The 20838-nt window shown below is 44.8% G+C and carries 20 protein-coding genes; 19 read left to right on the top strand and 1 reads right to left on the bottom strand.

Annotated features, from left to right (window positions below; genetic code table 11):
* Position 1 precedes the first annotated feature (1 nt).
* The 7 genes from rlmN (at position 2) to spoVM (ending at position 6237) form a co-directional block, all read left to right on the top strand.
* A complete protein-coding gene (gene rlmN, locus AC0DBE_RS06755; RefSeq protein WP_090557785.1) occupies positions 2-1093 on the top strand; it encodes a dual-specificity RNA methyltransferase RlmN in 1092 nt (363 codons plus the stop codon).
* A 6-nt stretch (positions 1094-1099) separates the two neighbouring features.
* A complete protein-coding gene (gene prpC, locus AC0DBE_RS06750; protein WP_003221533.1) occupies positions 1100-1864 on the top strand; it encodes a protein-serine/threonine phosphatase PrpC in 765 nt (254 codons plus the stop codon).
* Positions 1858-3804, top strand: a complete 1947-nt coding sequence (gene prkC / locus AC0DBE_RS06745) for a serine/threonine protein kinase PrkC (protein WP_242733293.1) — start codon at positions 1858-1860, stop codon at positions 3802-3804. The genes prpC and prkC overlap by 7 nt, the downstream gene beginning before the upstream one ends.
* Before the next feature lie 14 nt (positions 3805-3818).
* Positions 3819-4715, top strand: coding sequence for a ribosome small subunit-dependent GTPase A (gene rsgA / locus AC0DBE_RS06740; RefSeq protein ID WP_014113756.1), 897 nt, complete (start codon positions 3819-3821; stop codon positions 4713-4715).
* Between the two features lie 4 nt (positions 4716-4719).
* Complete coding sequence (gene rpe, locus AC0DBE_RS06735; RefSeq protein WP_014113757.1) at positions 4720-5373, top strand: ribulose-phosphate 3-epimerase; 654 nt, start codon at positions 4720-4722, stop codon at positions 5371-5373.
* 69 nt (positions 5374-5442) lie between these two features.
* Positions 5443-6087, top strand: a complete 645-nt coding sequence (locus tag AC0DBE_RS06730; RefSeq protein ID WP_472961535.1) for a thiamine diphosphokinase — start codon at positions 5443-5445, stop codon at positions 6085-6087.
* Between the two features lie 69 nt (positions 6088-6156).
* Positions 6157-6237 carry a stage V sporulation protein SpoVM gene (gene spoVM, locus AC0DBE_RS06725; RefSeq protein ID WP_003221545.1) on the top strand — a complete coding sequence of 27 codons (81 nt, stop codon included), beginning with the start codon at positions 6157-6159 and terminating at the stop codon, positions 6235-6237.
* Between the two features lie 72 nt (positions 6238-6309).
* On the opposite strand, the gene rpmB is transcribed toward spoVM, so the two are convergent.
* Complete coding sequence (gene rpmB / locus AC0DBE_RS06720; RefSeq protein WP_003221548.1) at positions 6310-6498, bottom strand: 50S ribosomal protein L28; 189 nt, start codon at positions 6496-6498, stop codon at positions 6310-6312.
* 278 nt (positions 6499-6776) lie between these two features.
* Between rpmB and AC0DBE_RS06715 the strand changes: the two genes are divergently transcribed.
* The 12 genes from AC0DBE_RS06715 (at position 6777) to smc (ending at position 20833) form a co-directional block, all read left to right on the top strand.
* Positions 6777-7139, top strand: coding sequence for an Asp23/Gls24 family envelope stress response protein (locus tag AC0DBE_RS06715; RefSeq protein ID WP_003221550.1), 363 nt, complete (start codon positions 6777-6779; stop codon positions 7137-7139).
* A 15-nt stretch (positions 7140-7154) separates the two neighbouring features.
* Positions 7155-8816: a DAK2 domain-containing protein gene (locus AC0DBE_RS06710; RefSeq protein ID WP_061187448.1), complete on the top strand. Its 1662-nt coding sequence runs from the start codon at positions 7155-7157 to the stop codon at positions 8814-8816.
* 138 nt (positions 8817-8954) lie between these two features.
* Positions 8955-9617, top strand: a complete 663-nt coding sequence (gene sdaAB, locus AC0DBE_RS06705; protein WP_472961531.1) for an L-serine ammonia-lyase, iron-sulfur-dependent subunit beta — start codon at positions 8955-8957, stop codon at positions 9615-9617.
* Between the two features lie 23 nt (positions 9618-9640).
* A complete protein-coding gene (gene sdaAA / locus AC0DBE_RS06700) occupies positions 9641-10543 on the top strand; it encodes an L-serine ammonia-lyase, iron-sulfur-dependent, subunit alpha (RefSeq protein WP_014113761.1) in 903 nt (300 codons plus the stop codon).
* On the top strand, positions 10521-12569 hold the full coding sequence (gene recG / locus AC0DBE_RS06695; protein WP_014113762.1) for an ATP-dependent DNA helicase RecG: 2049 nt from the start codon (positions 10521-10523) through the stop codon (positions 12567-12569). Before sdaAA ends, recG begins: the two co-directional genes overlap by 23 nt.
* A gap of 108 nt (positions 12570-12677) precedes the next feature.
* Entirely contained in the window at positions 12678-13244 is a 567-nt protein-coding gene (fapR, locus tag AC0DBE_RS06690; protein ID WP_014113763.1) for a transcription factor FapR, read from the top strand.
* A gap of 13 nt (positions 13245-13257) precedes the next feature.
* Positions 13258-14259, top strand: a complete 1002-nt coding sequence (gene plsX / locus AC0DBE_RS06685) for a phosphate acyltransferase PlsX (RefSeq protein WP_014113764.1) — start codon at positions 13258-13260, stop codon at positions 14257-14259.
* 18 nt (positions 14260-14277) lie between these two features.
* Positions 14278-15231, top strand: coding sequence for an ACP S-malonyltransferase (gene fabD / locus AC0DBE_RS06680; RefSeq protein ID WP_014113765.1), 954 nt, complete (start codon positions 14278-14280; stop codon positions 15229-15231).
* Entirely contained in the window at positions 15224-15964 is a 741-nt protein-coding gene (gene fabG / locus AC0DBE_RS06675; protein ID WP_014113766.1) for a 3-oxoacyl-[acyl-carrier-protein] reductase, read from the top strand. Before fabD ends, fabG begins: the two co-directional genes overlap by 8 nt.
* Before the next feature lie 84 nt (positions 15965-16048).
* The gene (gene acpP, locus AC0DBE_RS06670) at positions 16049-16282 is read left to right on the top strand and encodes an acyl carrier protein (RefSeq protein WP_003154310.1); all 234 of its coding nucleotides are present in this window, start codon (positions 16049-16051) and stop codon (positions 16280-16282) included.
* 139 nt (positions 16283-16421) lie between these two features.
* Positions 16422-17171 carry a ribonuclease III gene (gene rncS / locus AC0DBE_RS06665; RefSeq protein WP_014113767.1) on the top strand — a complete coding sequence of 250 codons (750 nt, stop codon included), beginning with the start codon at positions 16422-16424 and terminating at the stop codon, positions 17169-17171.
* Between the two features lie 101 nt (positions 17172-17272).
* Positions 17273-20833, top strand: a complete 3561-nt coding sequence (gene smc, locus AC0DBE_RS06660; RefSeq protein WP_014113768.1) for a chromosome segregation protein SMC — start codon at positions 17273-17275, stop codon at positions 20831-20833.
* The last annotated feature ends 5 nt before the right edge of the window (positions 20834-20838 follow it).

Genomic DNA, 20838 nt, shown 5'->3' with positions numbered 1-20838 from the left:
AATGGCAGAACTTAAAAAAACAACAGCAAGAAAAGAATTGCGGACAGAGCGTCCGTCTATTTATTCTTTTGAATTAGATGAAATCAAACAATGGCTGACAGACAACGGAGAGAAACCGTTCCGCGCGGCACAGATCTTTGAATGGCTATATGAAAAACGCGTATCTTCTTTTGAAGAAATGACAAACCTGTCAAAGGATCTGCGTGAGAAATTAAGCACTTATTTTGTGTTAACAACGCTGAAAACGGCTGTTAAGCAAACCTCCCAAGACGGTACGATGAAGTTTTTGTTCGAGCTTCATGACGGTTATACAATCGAAACCGTTTTAATGAGACACGAGTATGGCAATTCTGTATGTGTAACGACACAAGTCGGCTGCCGTATTGGCTGTACATTCTGCGCGTCAACGCTCGGGGGTTTGAAACGAAACCTTGAAGCGGGTGAAATTGTCGCTCAAGTACTCAAAGTTCAAAAAGCTCTGGATGAAACGGATGAACGTGTCAGCTCTGTCGTGATCATGGGAATCGGTGAACCTTTTGATAACTTTAATGAAATGCTCGCTTTCTTGAAAATCATTAACCATGACAAGGGCCTGAATATTGGCGCTCGCCATATTACGGTTTCTACAAGTGGAATCATCCCGAAAATTTACGAATTCGCTGATCAGCAAATGCAGATTAACTTTGCGATTTCTCTGCACGCCCCGAATACAGAAATCAGAAGCCGTTTGATGCCGATTAACAGAGCATACAAGCTGCCTGAGTTAATGGAAGCCGTTAAATATTATATTAACAAAACGGGACGCCGTATCAGTTTTGAATACGGGCTGTTCGGAGGCGTAAACGACCAGGTTGAGCACGCTGAAGAGCTTGCTGACTTATTGGAAGGAATTAAATGCCACGTGAACTTGATTCCGGTAAACTACGTGCCTGAACGGGACTATGTGCGTACACCGCGTGATCAGATTTTTGCTTTTGAGAAAACGCTGAAATCCCGCGGAGTAAATGTCACAATCCGAAGAGAGCAAGGCCATGACATTGACGCAGCCTGCGGTCAGCTTCGCGCGAAGGAGCGTCAAGACGAGACGAGGTGATGAGGGTTGTTAACAGCCTTAAAAACAGATACAGGAAAAATCCGCCAGCATAATGAAGATGATGCGGGGATATTCAAGGGGAAAGATCAATTTGTATTAGCGGTTGTCGCTGATGGCATGGGCGGCCATCTTGCTGGAGATGTTGCAAGCAAGATGGCTGTGAAAGCCATGGGGGAGAAATGGAATGAAGCAGAGGCGATTCCAGTTGCGCCTTCGGAATGTGAAGAATGGCTCATTGAACAGATTCTTGCGGTAAACAGCAAAATATACGATCATGCCCAAGCCCATGAAGAATGCCAAGGCATGGGGACGACGATTGTATGTGCGCTTTTTACGGGGAAAACGGTTTCTGTTGCTCATATAGGTGACAGCAGATGCTATTTGCTTCAGGACGATGATTTCATTCAGGTGACAGAAGATCATTCGCTTGTAAATGAACTGGTTCGCACTGGAGAGATTTCCAGAGAAGACGCCGAACATCATCCGCGAAAAAATGTGTTGACGAAGGCACTCGGAACAGACCAGTCAGTCAGCATTGACACACGTTCCTTTGACATTGAAGCCGGGGACAAACTGCTTCTATGTTCTGACGGACTGACGAATAAAGTGGAAGGCACTGAGTTAAAAGACATCCTGCAAAGCGATTCAGCTCCTCAGGAAAAAGTAAACCTGCTTGTGGACAAAGCCAATCAGAATGGCGGGGAAGACAACATTACAGCAGTTTTGCTTGAGCTTGCTTTACATGTTGAAGAGGGTGAAGATCAGTGCTAATCGGCAAGCGGATCAGCGGGCGTTACCAAATTCTCCGCGTTATAGGCGGCGGGGGAATGGCCAACGTGTATTTAGCTGAGGATATCATTCTAGACCGTGAAGTCGCAATCAAAATCCTGCGGTTTGACTATGTGAACGACAATGAGTTTGTCAGGCGTTTCCGCAGAGAAGCCCAATCCGCATCAAGCCTCGATCACCCGAATATTGTCAGCATTTACGATTTGGGCGAGGAAGATGATATTTATTATATTGTCATGGAATACGTTGAGGGCATGACGCTTAAAGAATACATAACAGCAAACGGGCCGCTTCACCCTAAAGAAGCGCTGAACATCATGGAGCAAATTGTCTCAGCCATTGCTCATGCCCATCAAAATCAGATTGTTCACAGAGACATTAAGCCGCATAACATTTTGATTGACCACATGGGAAATATCAAAGTGACGGATTTCGGAATTGCGACAGCACTAAGCTCGACCACAATCACCCATACAAATTCTGTGCTGGGCTCAGTCCATTACCTATCACCTGAACAGGCGCGGGGCGGTTTGGCAACAAAAAAATCGGATATTTATGCGCTTGGAATCGTTCTATTCGAGCTCTTAACCGGCCGTATCCCGTTTGATGGAGAATCGGCAGTCAGCATCGCCTTAAAGCATCTACAGGCGGAAACCCCTTCGGCGAGAAGGTGGAATCCGTCAGTACCCCAAAGTGTTGAAAACATCATACTAAAGGCAACTGCCAAAGATCCTTTTCATCGCTACGAAACGGCTGAAGACATGGAAGCAGATATCCAAACAGCTTTTGATGCCGACAGACTCAATGAAAAGAGATTTACGGTTCAAGAAGATGAAGAAATGACAAAAGCGATTCCTATCATTAAAGATGAAGAGCTCGCTAAAGCTGCTGGCGAAAAAGAAGCTGAATTGACATCCGCCCAAGACAACAAAACAAAGAAAAACGGCAAAAGAAAAAAGTGGCCGTGGGTTTTGCTCACGATATGCATCGTTTTCATCACAGCTGGAATTCTCGCTGTCACCGTTTTTCCGTCGCTTTTTATGCCTGAAGATGTCAAAATACCTGATGTCTCCGGAATGGAATACGAAAAGGCGGCAGACCTCTTGGAAAAAGACGGTTTGCAGGTTGATTCAGAGGTTTTGGAAATCTCAGATGAGAAAATTGAAGAAGGCCTGATGGTAAAAACGGATCCTAAAGCGGATTCGACAGTGAAAGAAGGAGCAACGGTCACGCTTTATAAGAGCACCGGAAAAGCTAAAACAGAGATCGGTGATGTAACAGGCCAAACGGTCGATCAGGCAAAAAAAGCCTTAAAGGACCAAGGGTTTAAACATGTAACGGTGAATGAAGTGAACGACGAGAAAAGCGCTGGCACTGTCATTGAACAGAATCCGTCAGCAGGGACTGAACTTGTACCGAGTGAAGATTCAATCAAACTCACAGTCAGTATCGGGCCCGAAGACATTACGCTTAGAGACTTGAAAACTTACAGTAAAGAAGCAGCGTCTGGATATCTGGAAGACAACGGACTGAAGCTGATCGAAAAAGAAGCATACTCAGATGACATTCCAGAAGGACAGGTTGTCAAACAAAAACCAGCAGCAGGAACGGCAGTAAAGCCGGGAAACGAAGTTGAAGTGACATTCTCTCTGGGACCTGAGAAAAAACCTGCGAAAACAGTAAAAGAAAAGGTCGAGATCCCCTACGAGCCAGAAAATGAAGGGGTCGAGCTTGAAGTGCAAATCGCGATTGATGATGCAGATCACAGTATCTCTGACTCTTACGAAGAATTTAAGATAAAAGAGCCGACTGAACGGACGATCGAACTAAAGATTGAACCTGGCCAAAAAGGGTATTATCAAGTGATGGTAAACAATAAAGTCGTCAGCTACAAAACCATTGAATATCCGAAAGATGAATAACAAGGAGGGAAAATATGCCTGAGGGCAAAATTATTAAGGCGCTAAGCGGCTTTTACTATGTACTGGATGAATCAGAGGATTCAGATAAAGTAATACAATGCAGAGGAAGAGGCATTTTCAGAAAGAACAAAATTACCCCTCTTGTCGGTGATTACGTTGTGTATCAAGCTGAAAATGACAAAGAGGGATATCTATTAGAAATTAAAGAAAGAACCAATGAGCTGATCAGGCCGCCAATTTGCAACGTTGATCAAGCGGTCCTTGTTTTCTCAGCGGTTCAGCCTTCTTTCAGCACGGCATTGCTCGACCGCTTCTTGGTTCTCGTTGAGGCCAATGATATTCAGCCGATTATATGCATTACAAAAATGGATCTGATTGAAGATCAAGATACACAAGATGCGATTCAAGCCTATGCAGAAGACTACCGGAATATTGGTTATGACGTGTATCTCACCTCCTCTAAGGACCAAGACAGTTTAGCGGATATCATCCCGCATTTTCAGGACAAAACAACGGTATTTGCAGGTCAGTCCGGTGTTGGAAAATCCTCGCTCCTCAACGCGATTAGTCCGGAGCTCGGTTTAAAAACAAACGAGATTTCTGAGCATTTGGGCCGCGGGAAACACACAACTCGCCACGTGGAGCTGATTCACACGTCCGGAGGCTTGGTTGCGGATACTCCGGGATTCAGCTCGCTTGAATTTACAGACATTGAGGAAGAAGAGCTTGGCTATACCTTCCCTGATATTAGAGAAAAAAGCTCTTCATGCAAATTTAGAGGCTGTTTACACCTAAAAGAGCCGAAATGTGCGGTGAAACAAGCCGTTGAAGACGGGGAATTAAAGCAGTACCGCTATGACCATTATGTTGAATTTATGACGGAGATTAAAGACAGAAAGCCGAGGTATTAGCATAATGATAAAGGTTGCACCATCTATTCTTTCCGCTGATTTTGCCGCTTTAGGCAATGAGATTAAAGATGTAGAAAAGGGCGGAGCCGATTGTATTCATATTGATGTCATGGACGGCCATTTTGTCCCGAATATCACGATCGGTCCGCTGATTGTAGAAGCTGTCCGTCCGGTAACAGATCTGCCGCTTGATGTTCATTTAATGATAGAAGAGCCGGATCGTTACATCCCAGCTTTCGCAAAAGCGGGCGCAGATATCCTGTCTGTGCATGCTGAGGCATGTCCGCACCTGCACCGTACCATCCAGCTTATTAAAGAGCAGGGTGTAAAGGCCGGTGTTGTTCTAAACCCGCATACGCCTGTACAAGTCATCGAGCATGTTTTCGACGACCTTGATCTTGTTCTTTTAATGACGGTGAACCCAGGATTTGGGGGGCAGAAATTTATTCATTCCGTCCTTCCTAAAATCAAAGAGGTTAAGCGAATGGCGGATGAAAGAGGAAAAAAAGATCTGTTAATTGAAGTAGACGGCGGCGTCAACAAGGAAACTGCTCCGTTAGTTATTGAAGCGGGTGCAAATTTACTCGTTGCCGGTTCAGCTGTTTATGGCCAGTCCGACCGCAAAAAAGCAATTTCTGAAATCAGAGGAAGTAAATAAGCAGCAAAAAAAGAGCTGGGCGTACAGAGCCTAAGCTCTTTTTCCTGTATGCAGAGAAAGGAATCAGAGATGAAAACAATCAATATCGTTGCGGGAGGCCCTAAAGATCTCATTCCTGAACTAACCGGCTATATGGCTGAGCACATCCTTTGGATCGGTGTTGACAAAGGCACCGTCACTCTTTTAGATGCCGGGATCATTCCTGATGAAGCCTTTGGAGATTTTGACAGCATAACAGAGCAAGAACGTCTCCGAATTCAAAAAGCCGCTCCCGCACTCCATGTGTATCAAGCAGAAAAAGATCAAACAGATTTAGACCTCGCCCTTGATTGGGCGCTGGAAAAACAGCCGGATATCATTCAGATCTTCGGCATTACAGGCGGCAGAGCTGATCATTTTTTAGGCAACATTCAGCTTCTGTACAGAGGTGTAAAAACGAATATAAAAATTAGGCTGATAGACAAACAAAATCATATTCAAATGTTCCCTCCCGGTGAATATGATATTGAGAAGGATGAAAACAAGCGATATATCTCCTTCATACCGTTTTCCGAAGAAATACATGAGCTGACCCTGACTGGTTTTAAATATCCGCTAAATAAGTGTCATATTATGCTCGGTTCAACACTATGTATTAGTAACGAACTCATTCATTCACGAGGTACTTTTTCGTTTGCAAAAGGCATATTAATAATGATAAGAAGCACGGATTAGCATGTGCTTTCATTCATTTGCTGAAATCAATGAACAGGCGGTTACGGGACGTTATAGGAGGGGACAAAAATGAAATTTTACACCATTAAATTGCCGAAGTTTTTAGGAGGAATTGTCCGGGCGATGCTGGGCTCATTTAGAAAAGATTAATGCCCAGGGGTTCAAAGCCCTCTTTCACCACATAAAAACGCCTGCCACTTATCGAGGCAGGCGTTCATTTTGTTATACACGCTCAACTTTACCGGATTTCAAAGCTCGAGCAGATACATATACTTTTTTAGGTTTTCCGTTCACAAGGATACGAACCTTTTGAAGATTCGCGCCCCAAGTGCGCTTAGAAGCGTTCATTGCGTGAGAACGGTTATTCCCAGCTGTTGTTTTTTTACCTGTGATAACGCATTTACGTGCCATTTGTTTCCCTCCTCACTTGCACAAAACATCTACTTTTTAACATTCATATGGTCTTAGATGCTTTCGATATGGATACTTTAAATAATTTACCACAGCTAAAAAACGTTTGCAACTATTGTTTCATCATCTTTCAAGAAAATTCACTTGACATCTTGCAGAAACAGCGGCGCTATAGTATATGTAGAGGGACGGGCAGCAATAGCCAGGTCTTTTCTTTTCATAATGGAAACCATATAGTAGAATAGCTGTAACTCTATGCATTCGAAGGAGGAACTAGTGTGTCCATTGAATTAAGAACGAAGTACGGACAGATTGATATATCTAATGAAGTCATTGCGATGGTTGCAGGAGGCGCGGCGATTGATTGTTACGGCATTGTCGGCATGGCCTCTAAAAACCAGATTAAAGACGGACTGACTGAAATCCTTCGGAAAGAGAATTTCAGCAGGGGTGTCCAAGTTCGCCAAGAAGGAGAACAGATACATATTGACATGTATATCATTGTCAGCTATGGCACGAAAATTTCTGAAGTGGCACATAATGTCCAAACAAAAGTAAAGTACACAGTAAATCAAACCATCGGACTGGAAGTGGACTCTGTTAATATTTATGTCCAAGGTGTCCGAGTGACGAACCCGTAGTTAGGAGGAGTAGGATTGTCTATCAGAACATTAGACGGCAGAACCTTTGCCGAGATGATTCTTGCGGGAGCGCAGAATCTGTCTCAAAATGCGAGTGCGGTTGATGCGCTGAACGTGTTTCCGGTGCCGGACGGCGATACTGGAACAAACATGAATCTGTCGATGACTTCCGGAGCTAGAGAAGTGGAGCAAATGAATACGGATGATATCGGGAAGGTGGGCTCCGCGTTATCTAAAGGACTGCTCATGGGAGCACGCGGAAATTCAGGAGTGATCCTGTCCCAATTGTTCCGTGGATTCAGTAAAAGCATTGAAACAAAAAAAGAAATTAATGCACTGGAGTTTGCTGCTGCGCTGCAAGCAGGTGTTGATATGGCGTATAAAGCTGTCATGAAACCTGTAGAGGGCACCATTTTAACAGTTGCAAAAGACGCTGCGAAAAAAGCGATAACCCTGGCAGAAAAAGAAACCGATATCACAATGCTAATGACTGCAGTGACAGAAGAAGCAGAGGCGTCTTTAAACCGGACCCCTGAATTGCTTCCTGTCCTGAAGGAAGTAGGAGTCGTCGACAGCGGCGGCAAAGGCCTGCTTTGTGTGTATGAAGGTTTCCTTGCTTCATTAAAAGGTGAAACTGTGCCTCAGAAAGCTGTTCTTCCGTCACTTGATGACATGGTCAGCGCAGAGCATCATAAGAGTGCGCAAAGCCTGATGAATACCGAAGATATTGAATTTGGTTTTTGTACCGAAGTGATGGTAAGGCTCGATCAGACAAAACGAGAATTCGACGAAGGTACGTTCAGACAAGACCTCAGCCAGTTTGGTGATTCTCTGTTAGTTATTGCGGATGAATCACTGGCGAAGGTGCATATTCATGCTGAAGAGCCGGGAAATGTATTAAACTATGCCCAGCATTACGGTGAATTAATCAAAATTAAAATAGAAAATATGAGAGAACAGCATACCTCCATCATCAGTCAAGAAAGCAAGCCTGCTGACAACGAAAAACCGCCGGCAAAGCAGCCGTATGGCATTGTAACTGTGGCGATGGGAGAAGGCATTTCTGACTTATTCAAAAGCATCGGCGCTTCTGTTGTAATTGAAGGCGGACAGACTATGAACCCGAGCACTGAGGATATTGTCGAGGCTGTGAAATCTCTAAATGCAGAAACGGTGTTTATCTTACCAAATAACTCCAACATTATCATGGCGGCTAATCAAGCGGCCAGCGTAATGGATGAACAGGTTTTTGTCATACCGTCCAAAACGGTTCCGCAAGGGATGTCAGCCCTGCTGGCATTTAATCCGGATCAAGAAGCTGAAGCGAACGAAGGCAATATGCTCAGCGCCATTCAGCAAGTAAAAAGCGGGCAGGTGACGTATTCAGTCAGAGATACTCACATTGACGGCAAAGACATTAAAAAAGGCGACTTTATGGGGATTCTGAATGGAACGATTATCGGCACTGCTGAAGATCAGCTGTCAGCCGCGAAAATGCTGTTGTCAGAAATGATCGGAGAAGACGACGAAATTGTCACCATCCTATATGGTGAGGATGCGTCTCAGGAAGAAGCTGAGGAGCTTGAAGCGTTTCTTAGTGAAAAGTACGAGGAGATTGAGGTTGAGATCCACAACGGAAAACAGCCGCTGTATTCATATATAGTTTCTGCAGAATAGAAGGGCAATTTGCCCTTCTATTCTTATGTCTGCTTTTAAGTGCGGCAGCGCTGTAACGCGCCCGCTTGCCAATTTATATCTGATCAATTAGTCTAGAAGCAAAGCGCTTATAAGCTCTGGTTCATAAGGAGGAATAGCATGAAATACAGAAGCGTTTTTGATATTATCGGCCCGGTGATGATCGGTCCGTCCAGCTCGCATACCGCGGGAGCGGCGAGAATCGGGAGAGTGGCCAGAAGTTTATTTGGCAGAGAGCCTGAGTGCATCATTGTATCCTTTTACGGCTCTTTTGCGGAAACGTATAAAGGCCACGGCACAGATGTCGCGATTATCGGCGGATTGCTTGATTTTGATACATTCGACGAACGGATTAAAACCGCTATACAAATTGCAGAAGATAAAGGAATTGATATAGAGTTTAGGGTTGAAGACGCTGTCCCAGTCCATCCGAACACAGCCAAAATCACCATTTCTGATGAAAAGGGAGAGCTTGAGCTGACGGGTATTTCGATTGGCGGAGGAAAGATTGAAATCACAGAATTAAATGGTTTTGAACTCCGGCTGTCAGCAAATCACCCGGCCATATTAGTTGTTCATAATGACAAGTTTGGCACAATTGCCGGTGTTGCCAATGTTCTGGCGAAATTTTCAATCAACGTAGGACATATGGAAGTAGCCCGAAAGGATATCGGCCAGCTCGCGCTGATGACAATAGAGGTCGATCAAAATATTGACGACCACGTTCTCGACGAGCTGTCGAAACTGCCGAATATTATTCAAGTGACAAAGATTGCTGACTAGCGAAAGGTCAGGAGGAGCCAGCTATGTTTCGTAATGTAAAGGAATTAATTGAGATTACTAAAGAAAAGCAAATATCCATCTCTGATGTAATGATCGCACAAGAGATGGAAGTAACAGAAAAAACAAAAGAAGAGATTTTTCAGCAGATGGATCACAATCTGACTGTTATGGAAGCTGCGGTTCAGAAAGGACTCGAGGGAGTTACGAGCCAAACGGGCTTAACAGGCGGTGACGCCGTTAAATTACAGGCCTACATTCGATCAGGTAAAAGCCTGTCTGGCCCGCTAATTTTGGATGCTGTATCGAAAGCTGTTGCAACAAATGAAGTAAATGCAGCCATGGGAACGATCTGTGCGACACCGACTGCAGGTTCTGCCGGTGTGGTGCCTGGCACGTTATTTGCTGTAAAAGAAAAGCTGAACCCAACAAGAGAACAAATGATCCGCTTTTTATTTACAGCCGGTGCTTTCGGATTTGTCGTGGCTAATAACGCAAGTATTTCCGGCGCCGCCGGAGGATGTCAGGCAGAGGTTGGATCAGCCTCAGGCATGGCAGCTGCGGCGATTGTTGAAATGGCAGGGGGAACACCCGAACAAAGCGCGGAGGCCATGGCCATTACATTAAAAAATATGCTCGGCCTAGTGTGCGATCCTGTTGCGGGGCTTGTTGAAGTACCTTGCGTGAAACGGAATGCAATGGGCGCGTCAAATGCGATGATTGCTGCTGATATGGCATTGGCAGGCATTACAAGCCGCATTCCATGTGATGAGGTTATCGATGCCATGTATAAAATTGGCCAGACGATGCCTACTGCACTTAGAGAAACAGGCCAGGGCGGTTTGGCAGCAACACCGACAGGAAGAGAATTAGAGAAAAAAATTTTCGGAGGAGCGCTAGGTTCAAGTGAAACAACATCAGCAAACTAGTATAGCTAACATTAAGGGTATTGGGCCGGAAACAGAAAAAACATTGAATGAACTCGGTATTTATGACATTTCTGATCTTCTGAATTATTTCCCTTATCGCTATGATGACTACGAGCTGAGGGATTTAGAAGAAGTAAAGCATGATGAAAGAGTTACAGTCGAAGGGAAGGTTCATTCAGAGCCTTCTCTTACCTATTACGGAAAGAAACGAAACAGGCTGACATTTAGGGTTCTCGTCGGCCACTATTTAGTTACAGCCGTATGTTTCAACCGGCCTTATTTGAAGAAAAAGCTTTCTCTGGGTTCTGTCGTGACGGTCTCCGGTAAATGGGACAAGCACCGCCAAACCATCTCTGTTCAGGAGTTGAAGAACGGTCCGCACCAAGAGGATAAGAGCATTGAACCAGTGTATTCTGTGAAAGAAAATGTTACCGTCAAAATGATGAGACGCTTTATTCAGCAGGCGCTGACTCAATATGCAGATGCACTTTTAGATCCTCTTCCGGAAAAGCTAAAAACACGCTATAAGCTGCCGGACTATCAGCAGGCGTTAAAAGCAATGCACCAGCCTGAAACAAGAGAAGCGTTAAAGCTTGCCAGACGCCGGTTTGTTTACGAAGAATTTTTGTTGTTTCAGTTGAAAATGCAGGCGTTCCGAAAGGCGGAAAGAGAGCAGACACAAGGGATACGGCAGCGTTTTTCAAACGAAGAACTCATGAGATTTATCAAAAGCCTCCCGTTTCCCCTCACAAACGCCCAGTCGCGCGTGCTTCGCGAAATAACAGCAGACATGTCTTCTTCATACAGAATGAACCGTCTTCTTCAAGGGGACGTTGGATCAGGAAAAACGGCAGTCGCCGCCATTGCGCTGTATGCCGCGATCCTATCCGGATATCAGGGAGCGCTCATGGTACCGACAGAAATTCTGGCGGAACAGCATGCGGATTCGCTCGTTTCACTATTTGAAAAGTGGGATGTCAGTGTCGCCCTTTTGACAAGCTCTGTTAAAGGGAAGCGGCGAAAAGAACTGCTTGAACGTCTTGAGGCGGGAGAGATTGATATTCTTGTAGGAACCCACGCTTTAATTCAGGATGAGGTGGAGTTTAAGGCGTTAAGTCTTGTCATTACAGATGAGCAGCATCGATTTGGAGTTGAGCAGCGTAAAAAGCTTCGGAACAAAGGGCAGGATCCCGATGTTCTCTTTATGACAGCCACTCCAATCCCAAGAACGTTAGCCATCACAGTGTTCGGAGAAATGGATGTATCTGTCATAGATGAAATGCCGGCGGGACGAAAACAAATCGAAACCTATTGGGTAAAGCATGATATGCTGGACCGTATTTTGGCATTTGTCGAAAAAGAATTAAAGCAGGGCAGACAGGCTTATATCATCTGCCCGCTGATTGAAGAATCAGACAAGCTTGATGTGCAAAACGCCATTGACGTGTACAATATGCTTTCTGAGATTTTCCGGGGGAAATGGAACGTCGGCCTTATGCACGGAAAGCTGCATTCCGATGAAAAAGATCAGGTCATGAGAGAATTCAGCGCAAATCAGTGTCAAATTCTCGTATCAACCACTGTGGTGGAGGTTGGCGTGAATGTTCCGAATGCAACCATCATGGTGATTTATGACGCCGACCGTTTTGGGCTGTCACAGCTTCACCAGCTGCGCGGCCGTGTCGGACGGGGCGAGCACCAGTCTTTCTGTATTCTGATGGCCGATCCTAAATCAGAAACAGGGAAAGAACGGATGAGAATCATGTCCGAGACCAATGATGGCTTCGAGTTGTCTGAAAAGGATCTGGAACTGAGAGGCCCGGGAGATTTCTTCGGGAAAAAACAAAGCGGAATGCCTGAATTCAAGGTGGCGGACATGGTTCATGATTACAGAGCACTTGAAACGGCAAGGCAGGATGCTGCGAATCTTGTGGCTTCTGATGCGTTCTGGAAGGAGCCGGAATATGGTGTGCTGAGAGAGCAATTGCTGAAGAGCGGAGTAATGGACGGGGAAAAATTAAGCTGAGCACCAGAAGTTTTTGGTGTTCAGTCAGAAACAATCGTTGCATTCCAATCTATGAAATTATATACTACTATTAGTACCTAGTCTTAATTGTCCGGATGGTGTTTAGATATGAGAAGAAATAAGAGAGAACGCCAGGAATTACTTCAGCAGACGATTCAAGTAACCCCCTTTATTACAGATGAAGAATTAGCGGGTAAATTTGGGGTGAGTATCCAGACGATACGTTTGGACCGCTTAGAGCTTTCCATACCGGAGCTGAGAGAAAGAATTAAGAACGTGGCAGAGAAAACACTTGAAGATGAAGTGAAATCCCTGTCACTTGATGAAGTTATCGGAGAGATTATTGACCTTGAGCTGGATGATCAGGCGATATCCATTTTAGAAATAAAACAGGAGCATGTGTTCAGCCGGAATCAGATTGCGAGAGGCCACCATTTATTTGCGCAGGCGAATTCCTTGGCTGTTGCAGTCATTGATGACGAGCTGGCGCTGACTGCAAGTGCAGACATCCGCTTTACAAGACAGGTAAAGCAGGGTGAACGTGTCGTAGCGAAAGCGAAAGTGACGGCGGTCGAAAAAGAAAAAGGAAGAACAGTTGTCGAAGTGAACAGCTATGTCGGCGAAGAAATTGTTTTTTCTGGACATTTTGACATGTACCGTTCAAAACATTCATAAAGGTGGAGCATGCATGAGAATATCTGTAGATGCAATGGGAGGAGACCACGCTCCCAAAGCCGTTATTGACGGAGTTATAAAAGGTATAGAGGCATTTGATGATCTCCATATCACACTTGTCGGTGACAAAACAACGATAGAATCACATTTAACAACAACATCAGATCGCATCACGGTGCTGCACGCAGATGAAGTGATTGAGCCTACGGATGAACCGGTCCGCGCCGTGCGAAGAAAAAAGAACTCATCTATGGTCCTTATGGCGCAGGAAGTTGCCGAAAACAGAGCTGACGCCTGCATCTCAGCAGGGAATACCGGTGCGTTAATGACAGCCGGTCTGTTTATCGTCGGAAGAATTAAAGGGATTGACCGCCCGGCGCTTGCCCCGACACTTCCGACCGTTTCAGGAGACGGATTTCTTCTCCTTGATGTCGGCGCCAATGTCGATGCCAAACCGGAGCACCTTGTTCAATACGCCATCATGGGTTCTGTTTATTCTCAGCAAGTGCGCGGTGTCACTTCACCGAGAGTCGGGCTTTTAAATGTCGGAACAGAAGATAAAAAAGGAAACGAACTGACGAAGCAGACGTTTCAAATGTTAAAAGAAACAGCAAACATCAATTTTATCGGAAATGTGGAAGCACGAGACCTTTTAGATGATGTGGCGGATGTTGTAGTAACAGACGGCTTTACCGGGAATGTTACACTCAAAACGCTGGAAGGTTCTGCGTTATCTATTTTTAAAATGATGAGAGAAGTAATGACGTCTAATCTCACATCAAAGCTTGCAGCAGCTGTGCTGAAGCCAAAGTTGAAAGAAATGAAAATGAAAATGGAGTATTCGAATTATGGCGGAGCAAGTCTTTTCGGCTTAAAAGCGCCTGTGATCAAGGCGCACGGCTCTTCAGATTCGAATGCTGTATTTCATGCGATTCGTCAAGCAAGAGAGATGGTCACCCAAAATGTGGCTGCGCTCATTCAGGAAGAAGTTAAAGAAGAAAAAACAGATGAGTAGTCTGGAGGTTTTTACATCATGAGTAAGATTGCATTTTTATTCCCGGGTCAAGGATCACAATTTATCGGCATGGGAAAAGAGCTTTATGAGCAGGTGCCTGCTGCAAAGCGTCTGTTCGATGAAGCGGATGAAACATTGGAAACAAAACTCAGCTCACTGATTTTTGAAGGTGATGCTAAAGAGTTAACACTTACATACAATGCGCAGCCTGCTTTACTGACGACAAGCATTGCTGTTCTTGAGAAATTTAAAGAATCAGGCATTACACCTGATTTCACAGCAGGACACAGCCTTGGTGAATATTCCGCACTGGTTGCATCTGGCGCACTATCTTTCAAAGATGCTGTTTATACCGTCAGAAAACGCGGAGAGTTTATGAATGAAGCAGTGCCGGCTGGCGAAGGAGCTATGGCTGCGATTCTTGGCATGGATGCCGAAGCATTAAAGCAAGTAACCGATAAAGTCACGGAGGAAGGCCACCTTGTACAGCTTGCAAATCTCAACTGTCCTGGACAAATCGTTATTTCCGGAACAGCCAAAGGTGTAGAGCTTGCATCTGAACAGGCAAAAGAGAACGGTGCAAAACGCGCCATTCCGCTTGAAGTAAGCGGTCCGTTCCATTCCGAACTGATGAAGCCTGCTGCTGAAAAGCTGAAAGAAGTATTGGACTCCTGTGATATAAAAGACGCTGGCGTTCCGGTCATCTCAAATGTTTCTGCTGATGTCATGACTGAAAAAGCAGAAATCAAAGAGAAACTCATTGAGCAGCTTTACTCTCCGGTTCGTTTTGAGGAAAGCATTAACAAGCTGATTGCAGAGGGTGTGACGACTTTTGTTGAAATCGGTCCCGGAAAAGTGCTTTCAGGCCTTGTAAAAAAAGTAAACAGACGCTTAAAAACAATTGCTGTATCAGATCCGGAAACGATCGAGCTGGCAATTCAAACGCTTAAGGAGGAGAATGAAAATGCTTAATGACAAAACAGCTATTGTCACTGGCGCATCCCGCGGAATCGGCCGCTCAATCGCCCTTGACCTGGCAAAAAGCGGCGCGAACGTTGTCGTCAACTACTCCGGCAATGAAGCGAAAGCAAATGAAGTGGTAGATGAAATCAAATCAATGGGCAGAAAAGCAATTGCTGTCAAAGCGGATGTATCAAATCCCGAAGATGTACAAAACATGATAAAAGAAACGCTTTCTGTTTTTTCTACGATTGATATTCTAGTTAATAATGCCGGAATCACAAGAGACAATCTCATCATGAGAATGAAAGAAGATGAATGGGATGATGTCATTAACATTAACCTGAAGGGTGTTTTCAACTGCACGAAAGCTGTTACAAGACAAATGATGAAACAGCGTTCAGGCCGGATTATTAACGTATCGTCTATCGTCGGCGTCAGCGGAAATCCTGGACAAGCCAACTACGTGGCTGCAAAAGCCGGCGTGATCGGTTTAACAAAATCTTCTGCTAAAGAGCTCGCAAGCCGCAATATTACTGTAAATGCGATTGCGCCTGGATTTATCTCAACTGATATGACAGATAAGCTTGCAAAAGACGTTCAAGACGAAATGCTGAAACAAATTCCGCTCGCACGCTTTGGCGAACCTGGTGACGTCAGCAGCGTTGTCACGTTCCTTGCTTCAGAGGGAGCTCGTTACATGACTGGCCAAACGCTTCATATTGACGGCGGAATGGTGATGTAAGTTTTTTTCTCAAAAATTTCATCATAGTTTCTCTAGTTTTTTAAAAACGAATCCACTATAATACTTGAGGGGAGGTGAATTGCTATGGCAGACACATTAGAGCGTGTAACGAAAATCATCGTAGATCGCCTTGGCGTTGATGAAGCAGACGTCAAACTTGAAGCTTCTTTCAAGGAAGACTTAGGTGCTGATTCCCTAGATGTAGTTGAGCTTGTTATGGAACTTGAAGACGAGTTTGATATGGAAATTTCTGACGAAGATGCTGAAAAGATTGCAACAGTCGGCGACGCTGTGAACTACATACAAAACCAGCAATAAGCTGATGCTAAAAGTCCCGCCGAAACGCGGGGCTTTAGCCCTTTATTCGTGCAGTTATTACAGCATGCCGCTTTTACGCGCGCTGTATCCGGTTTAGTCAGAGAAGCGCGGTGAACCTGATGTGCCTATGGAGGTTACTATGTCAAAACACTCACATTATAAAGATAAAAAAAAGTTCTATAAAAAAGTAGAACAGTTTAAAGAGTTTCAAGAACGGATTTCGGTTCACTTTCAAAATGAAAAGCTTTTGTATCAAGCATTTACACATTCATCTTATGTGAATGAGCATCGGAAAAAGCCGTATGAGGATAATGAAAGGCTTGAATTTTTAGGTGACGCTGTTTTGGAACTGACGATCTCCAGATTCTTATTTGCCAAGTACCCGGCTATGAGTGAAGGAGATTTGACGAAGCTGAGAGCTGCGATTGTATGCGAACCGTCTCTCGTTTCATTGGCTCACGAATTGTCATTCGGCGACCTTGTCCTGTTGGGGAAAGGTGAGGAGATGACTGGCGGAAGAAAGCGTCCCGCACTATTGGCGGATGTTTTTGAGGCATTTATCGGAGCCTTGTATCTTGACCAGGGATTAGAGCCGGTCGAAAGTTTCTTAAAAGTCTATGTGTTCCCTAAAATTAACGATGGTGCTTTTTCTCATGTGATGGATTTCAAAAGCCAGCTGCAGGAATATGTGCAGCGGGACGGCAAAGGCTCTTTGGAGTATAAAATCTCCAACGAGAAAGGACCTGCGCACAACCGTGAATTTGAAGCCATCGTATCTCTAAAAGGTGAACCACTCGGAGTCGGAAACGGCCGTTCAAAGAAAGAAGCCGAACAGCACGCTGCTCAGGAAGCTTTAGCTAAATTGCAAAAACACCATACGAGACAATAAAATCCCCCTGAATCATAAGGGGGATTTCAGTATGTATGCCGTCTTATTTTATCCATGTTTTATGATAGAATTGAAATACTTATTACATAAGGAGGATCGCTATGTTCCTCAAACGTTTAGACGTTATAGGATTTAAATCATTTGCAGAACGGATTTCCGTAGATTTTGTAAAAGGCGTGACAGCGGTTGTCGGCCCAAATGGAAGCGGAAAAAGCAACATCACAGATGCCATTCGCTGGGTTCTCGGTGAACAATCGGCACGGTCTCTTCGCGGCGGAAAAATGGAAGACATCATTTTTGCCGGCAGTGATTCGAGAAAGCGATTAAATCTAGCTGAAGTTACGCTTACTCTTGATAATGATGATCATTTCTTGCCGATTGACTTCCATGAGGTCAGTGTCACAAGACGTGTATACAGATCAGGCGAGAGTGAGTTTCTGATTAACAATCAGCCGTGCCGCTTAAAAGATATTATTGATTTATTTATGGACTCTGGTCTGGGTAAAGAAGCATTTTCTATTATCAGCCAAGGGAAAGTGGAAGAGATCCTGAGCAGCAAAGCGGAGGATCGCCGCAGTATCTTTGAAGAAGCGGCCGGGGTGCTTAAATATAAAACAAGAAAGAAAAAAGCAGAAAATAAACTGTTTGAGACACAGGACAATTTAAACCGGGTAGAAGATATATTACATGAACTTGAAGGACAGGTTGAACCTCTTAAAATTCAAGCATCAATAGCGAAAGACTACTTGGAAAAAAAGAAAGAGCTAGAGCATGTTGAAATCGCGCTGACTGCCTATGATATCGAAGAGCTGCATGGCAAATGGTCAACTCTTAAAGAGAAAGTGCAGCTCGCGAAGGAAGAAGAGCTCGCTGAATCATCTGCGATTTCTGCCAAAGAAGCAAAGATTGAGGATACGCGCGACAAAATTCAAGCGCTTGATGAATCAGTAAATGAGCTCCAGCAGGTCTTATTGGTGACGAGTGAAGAGCTGGAAAAGCTTGAAGGCCGTAAAGAAGTCCTGAAAGAACGCAAGAAAAACGCTGTGCAAAACCAAGAACAGCTTGAAGAAGCTATTGTACAGTTTCAGCAAAAAGAAACGGTGCTGAAAGAAGAGCTTGCGAAGCAGGAAGCTATCTTCGAAACACTTCAGGCAGAGGTGAAACAGTTAAGGGCTCAGGTAAAAGAAAAGCAGCAGGCTCTCAGTCTTCACAATGAAAATGTCGAAGAGAAAATCGAACAGCTGAAAAGCGATTACTTTGAACTGTTGAACAGTCAGGCTTCGATTCGCAATGAGCTCCAGCTTCTGGATGACCAGATGTCCCAATCGGCTGTTGTATTGCAAAGGCTTGCGGACAACAATGAAAAGCATCTTCAGGAACGGCGCGATATTTCTGCGCGAAAAGCCGCATGTGAAACGGAGTTTGCCCGACTCGAGCAGGAGATTCACAGCCAAGTCGGTGCATATCGTGATATGCAGGCGAAATATGAGCAGAAAAAGCGCCAATACGAAAAAAATGAATCTGCTCTGTATCAGGCGTACCAATACGTTCAGCAAGCGAGATCGAAAAAGGACATGCTTGAGACGATGCAGGGGGATTTCTCCGGCTTTTATCAAGGTGTTAAAGAAGTGCTGAAAGCGAAAGAGCGCCTTGGCGGAATTCGCGGAGCGGTCCTTGAGCTGATCTCAACAGAACAGAAGTATGAAACGGCCATTGAAATTGCGCTCGGCGCTTCTGCCCAGCATGTCGTGACCGACGATGAACAGGCTGCCCGTAAAGCGATTCAATATTTAAAACAGAATTCCTTCGGCCGGGCGACGTTTCTGCCTCTTTCTGTTATTAGAGACCGCCAGCTTCAAAGCCGGGATGCGGAAACAGCAGCCCAGCACTCGTCATTTCTCGGGGTCGCCAGTGAACTTGTCACATTTGATTCTGCGTATCGGCGTATCATCCAGAACCTTCTTGGAACCGTTCTGATCGCAGAGGATTTAAAGGGAGCAAACGAACTAGCGAAGCTTCTCGGGCACCGGTACCGTATCGTAACCCTTGAGGGAGATGTCGTGAATCCGGGTGGATCAATGACGGGCGGCGCGGTTAAAAAGAAAAATAACTCGCTGCTAGGAAGAAGCAGGGAGCTTGAAGATGTGAGCAAACGGCTCGCTGAAATGGAAGAGAAAACAGCACTGCTTGAACAAGAAGTCAAAACCCTTAAGCAATCCATTCAGGATATGGAGAAAAAACTGGCTGACTTAAGAGAGACCGGAGAAGGCTTAAGATTAAAGCAGCAGGATGTAAAAGGGCAGCTGTACGAGCTTCAAGTTGCTGAGAAAAATATCAACACCCATTTAGAGCTCTATGATCAAGAAAAATCTGCTCTGTCAGAAAGTGATGAAGAGAAGAAAACGCGCAAACGCAAGCTGGAAGAAGAGCTTTCTGCCGTGTCAGAAAAGATGAAACAGCTTGAAGAGGATATTGACAGACTAACGAAACAAAAACAAACACAATCCTCAACAAAAGAGTCTCTCTCCAACGAGCTGACTGAGCTGAAAATCACAGCTGCCAAAAAAGAGCAGGCATGTAAGGGTGAAGAGGACAACCTTGCCAGATTAAAGAAAGAGCTCACAGAAACAGAGTTTGCGTTAAAAGAAGCGAAAGAGGACTTAAGCTTCTTAACGTCAGAGATGTCATCAAGCACCAGCGGTGAAGAAAAGCTTGAAGAGGCCGCAAAACATAAATTGAATGACAAAACGAAAACGATCGAACTCATTGCGTTAAGACGCGATCAGCGTATCAAGCTTCAGCATGGGCTTGATACATATGAGCGTGAGCTGAAAGAAATGAAACGCCTGTACAAACAAAAAACAACGCTCTTAAAAGACGAAGAAGTCAAACTCGGCCGAATGGAAGTTGAGCTTGATAATTTACTCCAGTACTTACGGGAGGAATACAGCCTGTCCTTTGAGGGGGCAAAAGAGAAATATCAGCTTGAAACTGATCCAGAGGAAGCAAGAAAGCGCGTGAAGCTGATTAAACTCGCAATCGAAGAGCTGGGTACCGTAAACCTCGGAAGCATAGACGAGTTTGAGAGAGTCAACGAACGGTATAAGTTTCTGTCAGAACAAAAAGAAGATTTGACAGAAGCGAAAAATACCCTGTTCCAAGTGATTGAAGAAATGGATGAAGAAATGACGAAACGCTTTAACGACACATTCGTCCAAATCCGCTCACACTTTGATCAAGTCTTCCGCTCCTTATTCGGAGGAGGGCGCGCTGAACTTAGGCTCACTGATCCTAACGATCTGCTTCACTCAGGAGTCGAGATTATCGCGCAGCCGCCGGGGAAAAAACTGCAAAACTTAAACCTTCTGTCAGGCGGAGAGCGTGCGCTTACTGCAATAGCGCTCTTATTCTCAATCTTAAAGGTTCGTCCTGTGCCGTTTTGCGTCCTTGACGAAGTAGAGGCTGCGCTTGACGAAGCGAATGTGTTCCGATTTGCGCAGTATTTAAAAAAATACAGCAGAGATACCCAGTTTATCGTGATTACCCACAGAAAAGGAACGATGGAGGAAGCGGATGTGCTATACGGCGTAACAATGCAGGAATCCGGTGTTTCCAAGGTAATCTCAGTTAAGCTGGAAGAAACAAAAGAATTCGTTCAGTAACGAGG

It is taken from the genome of Bacillus sp. VA15, from assembly GCF_055721145.1.
This window is presented reverse-complemented; position numbering and strand designations above follow the sequence as displayed.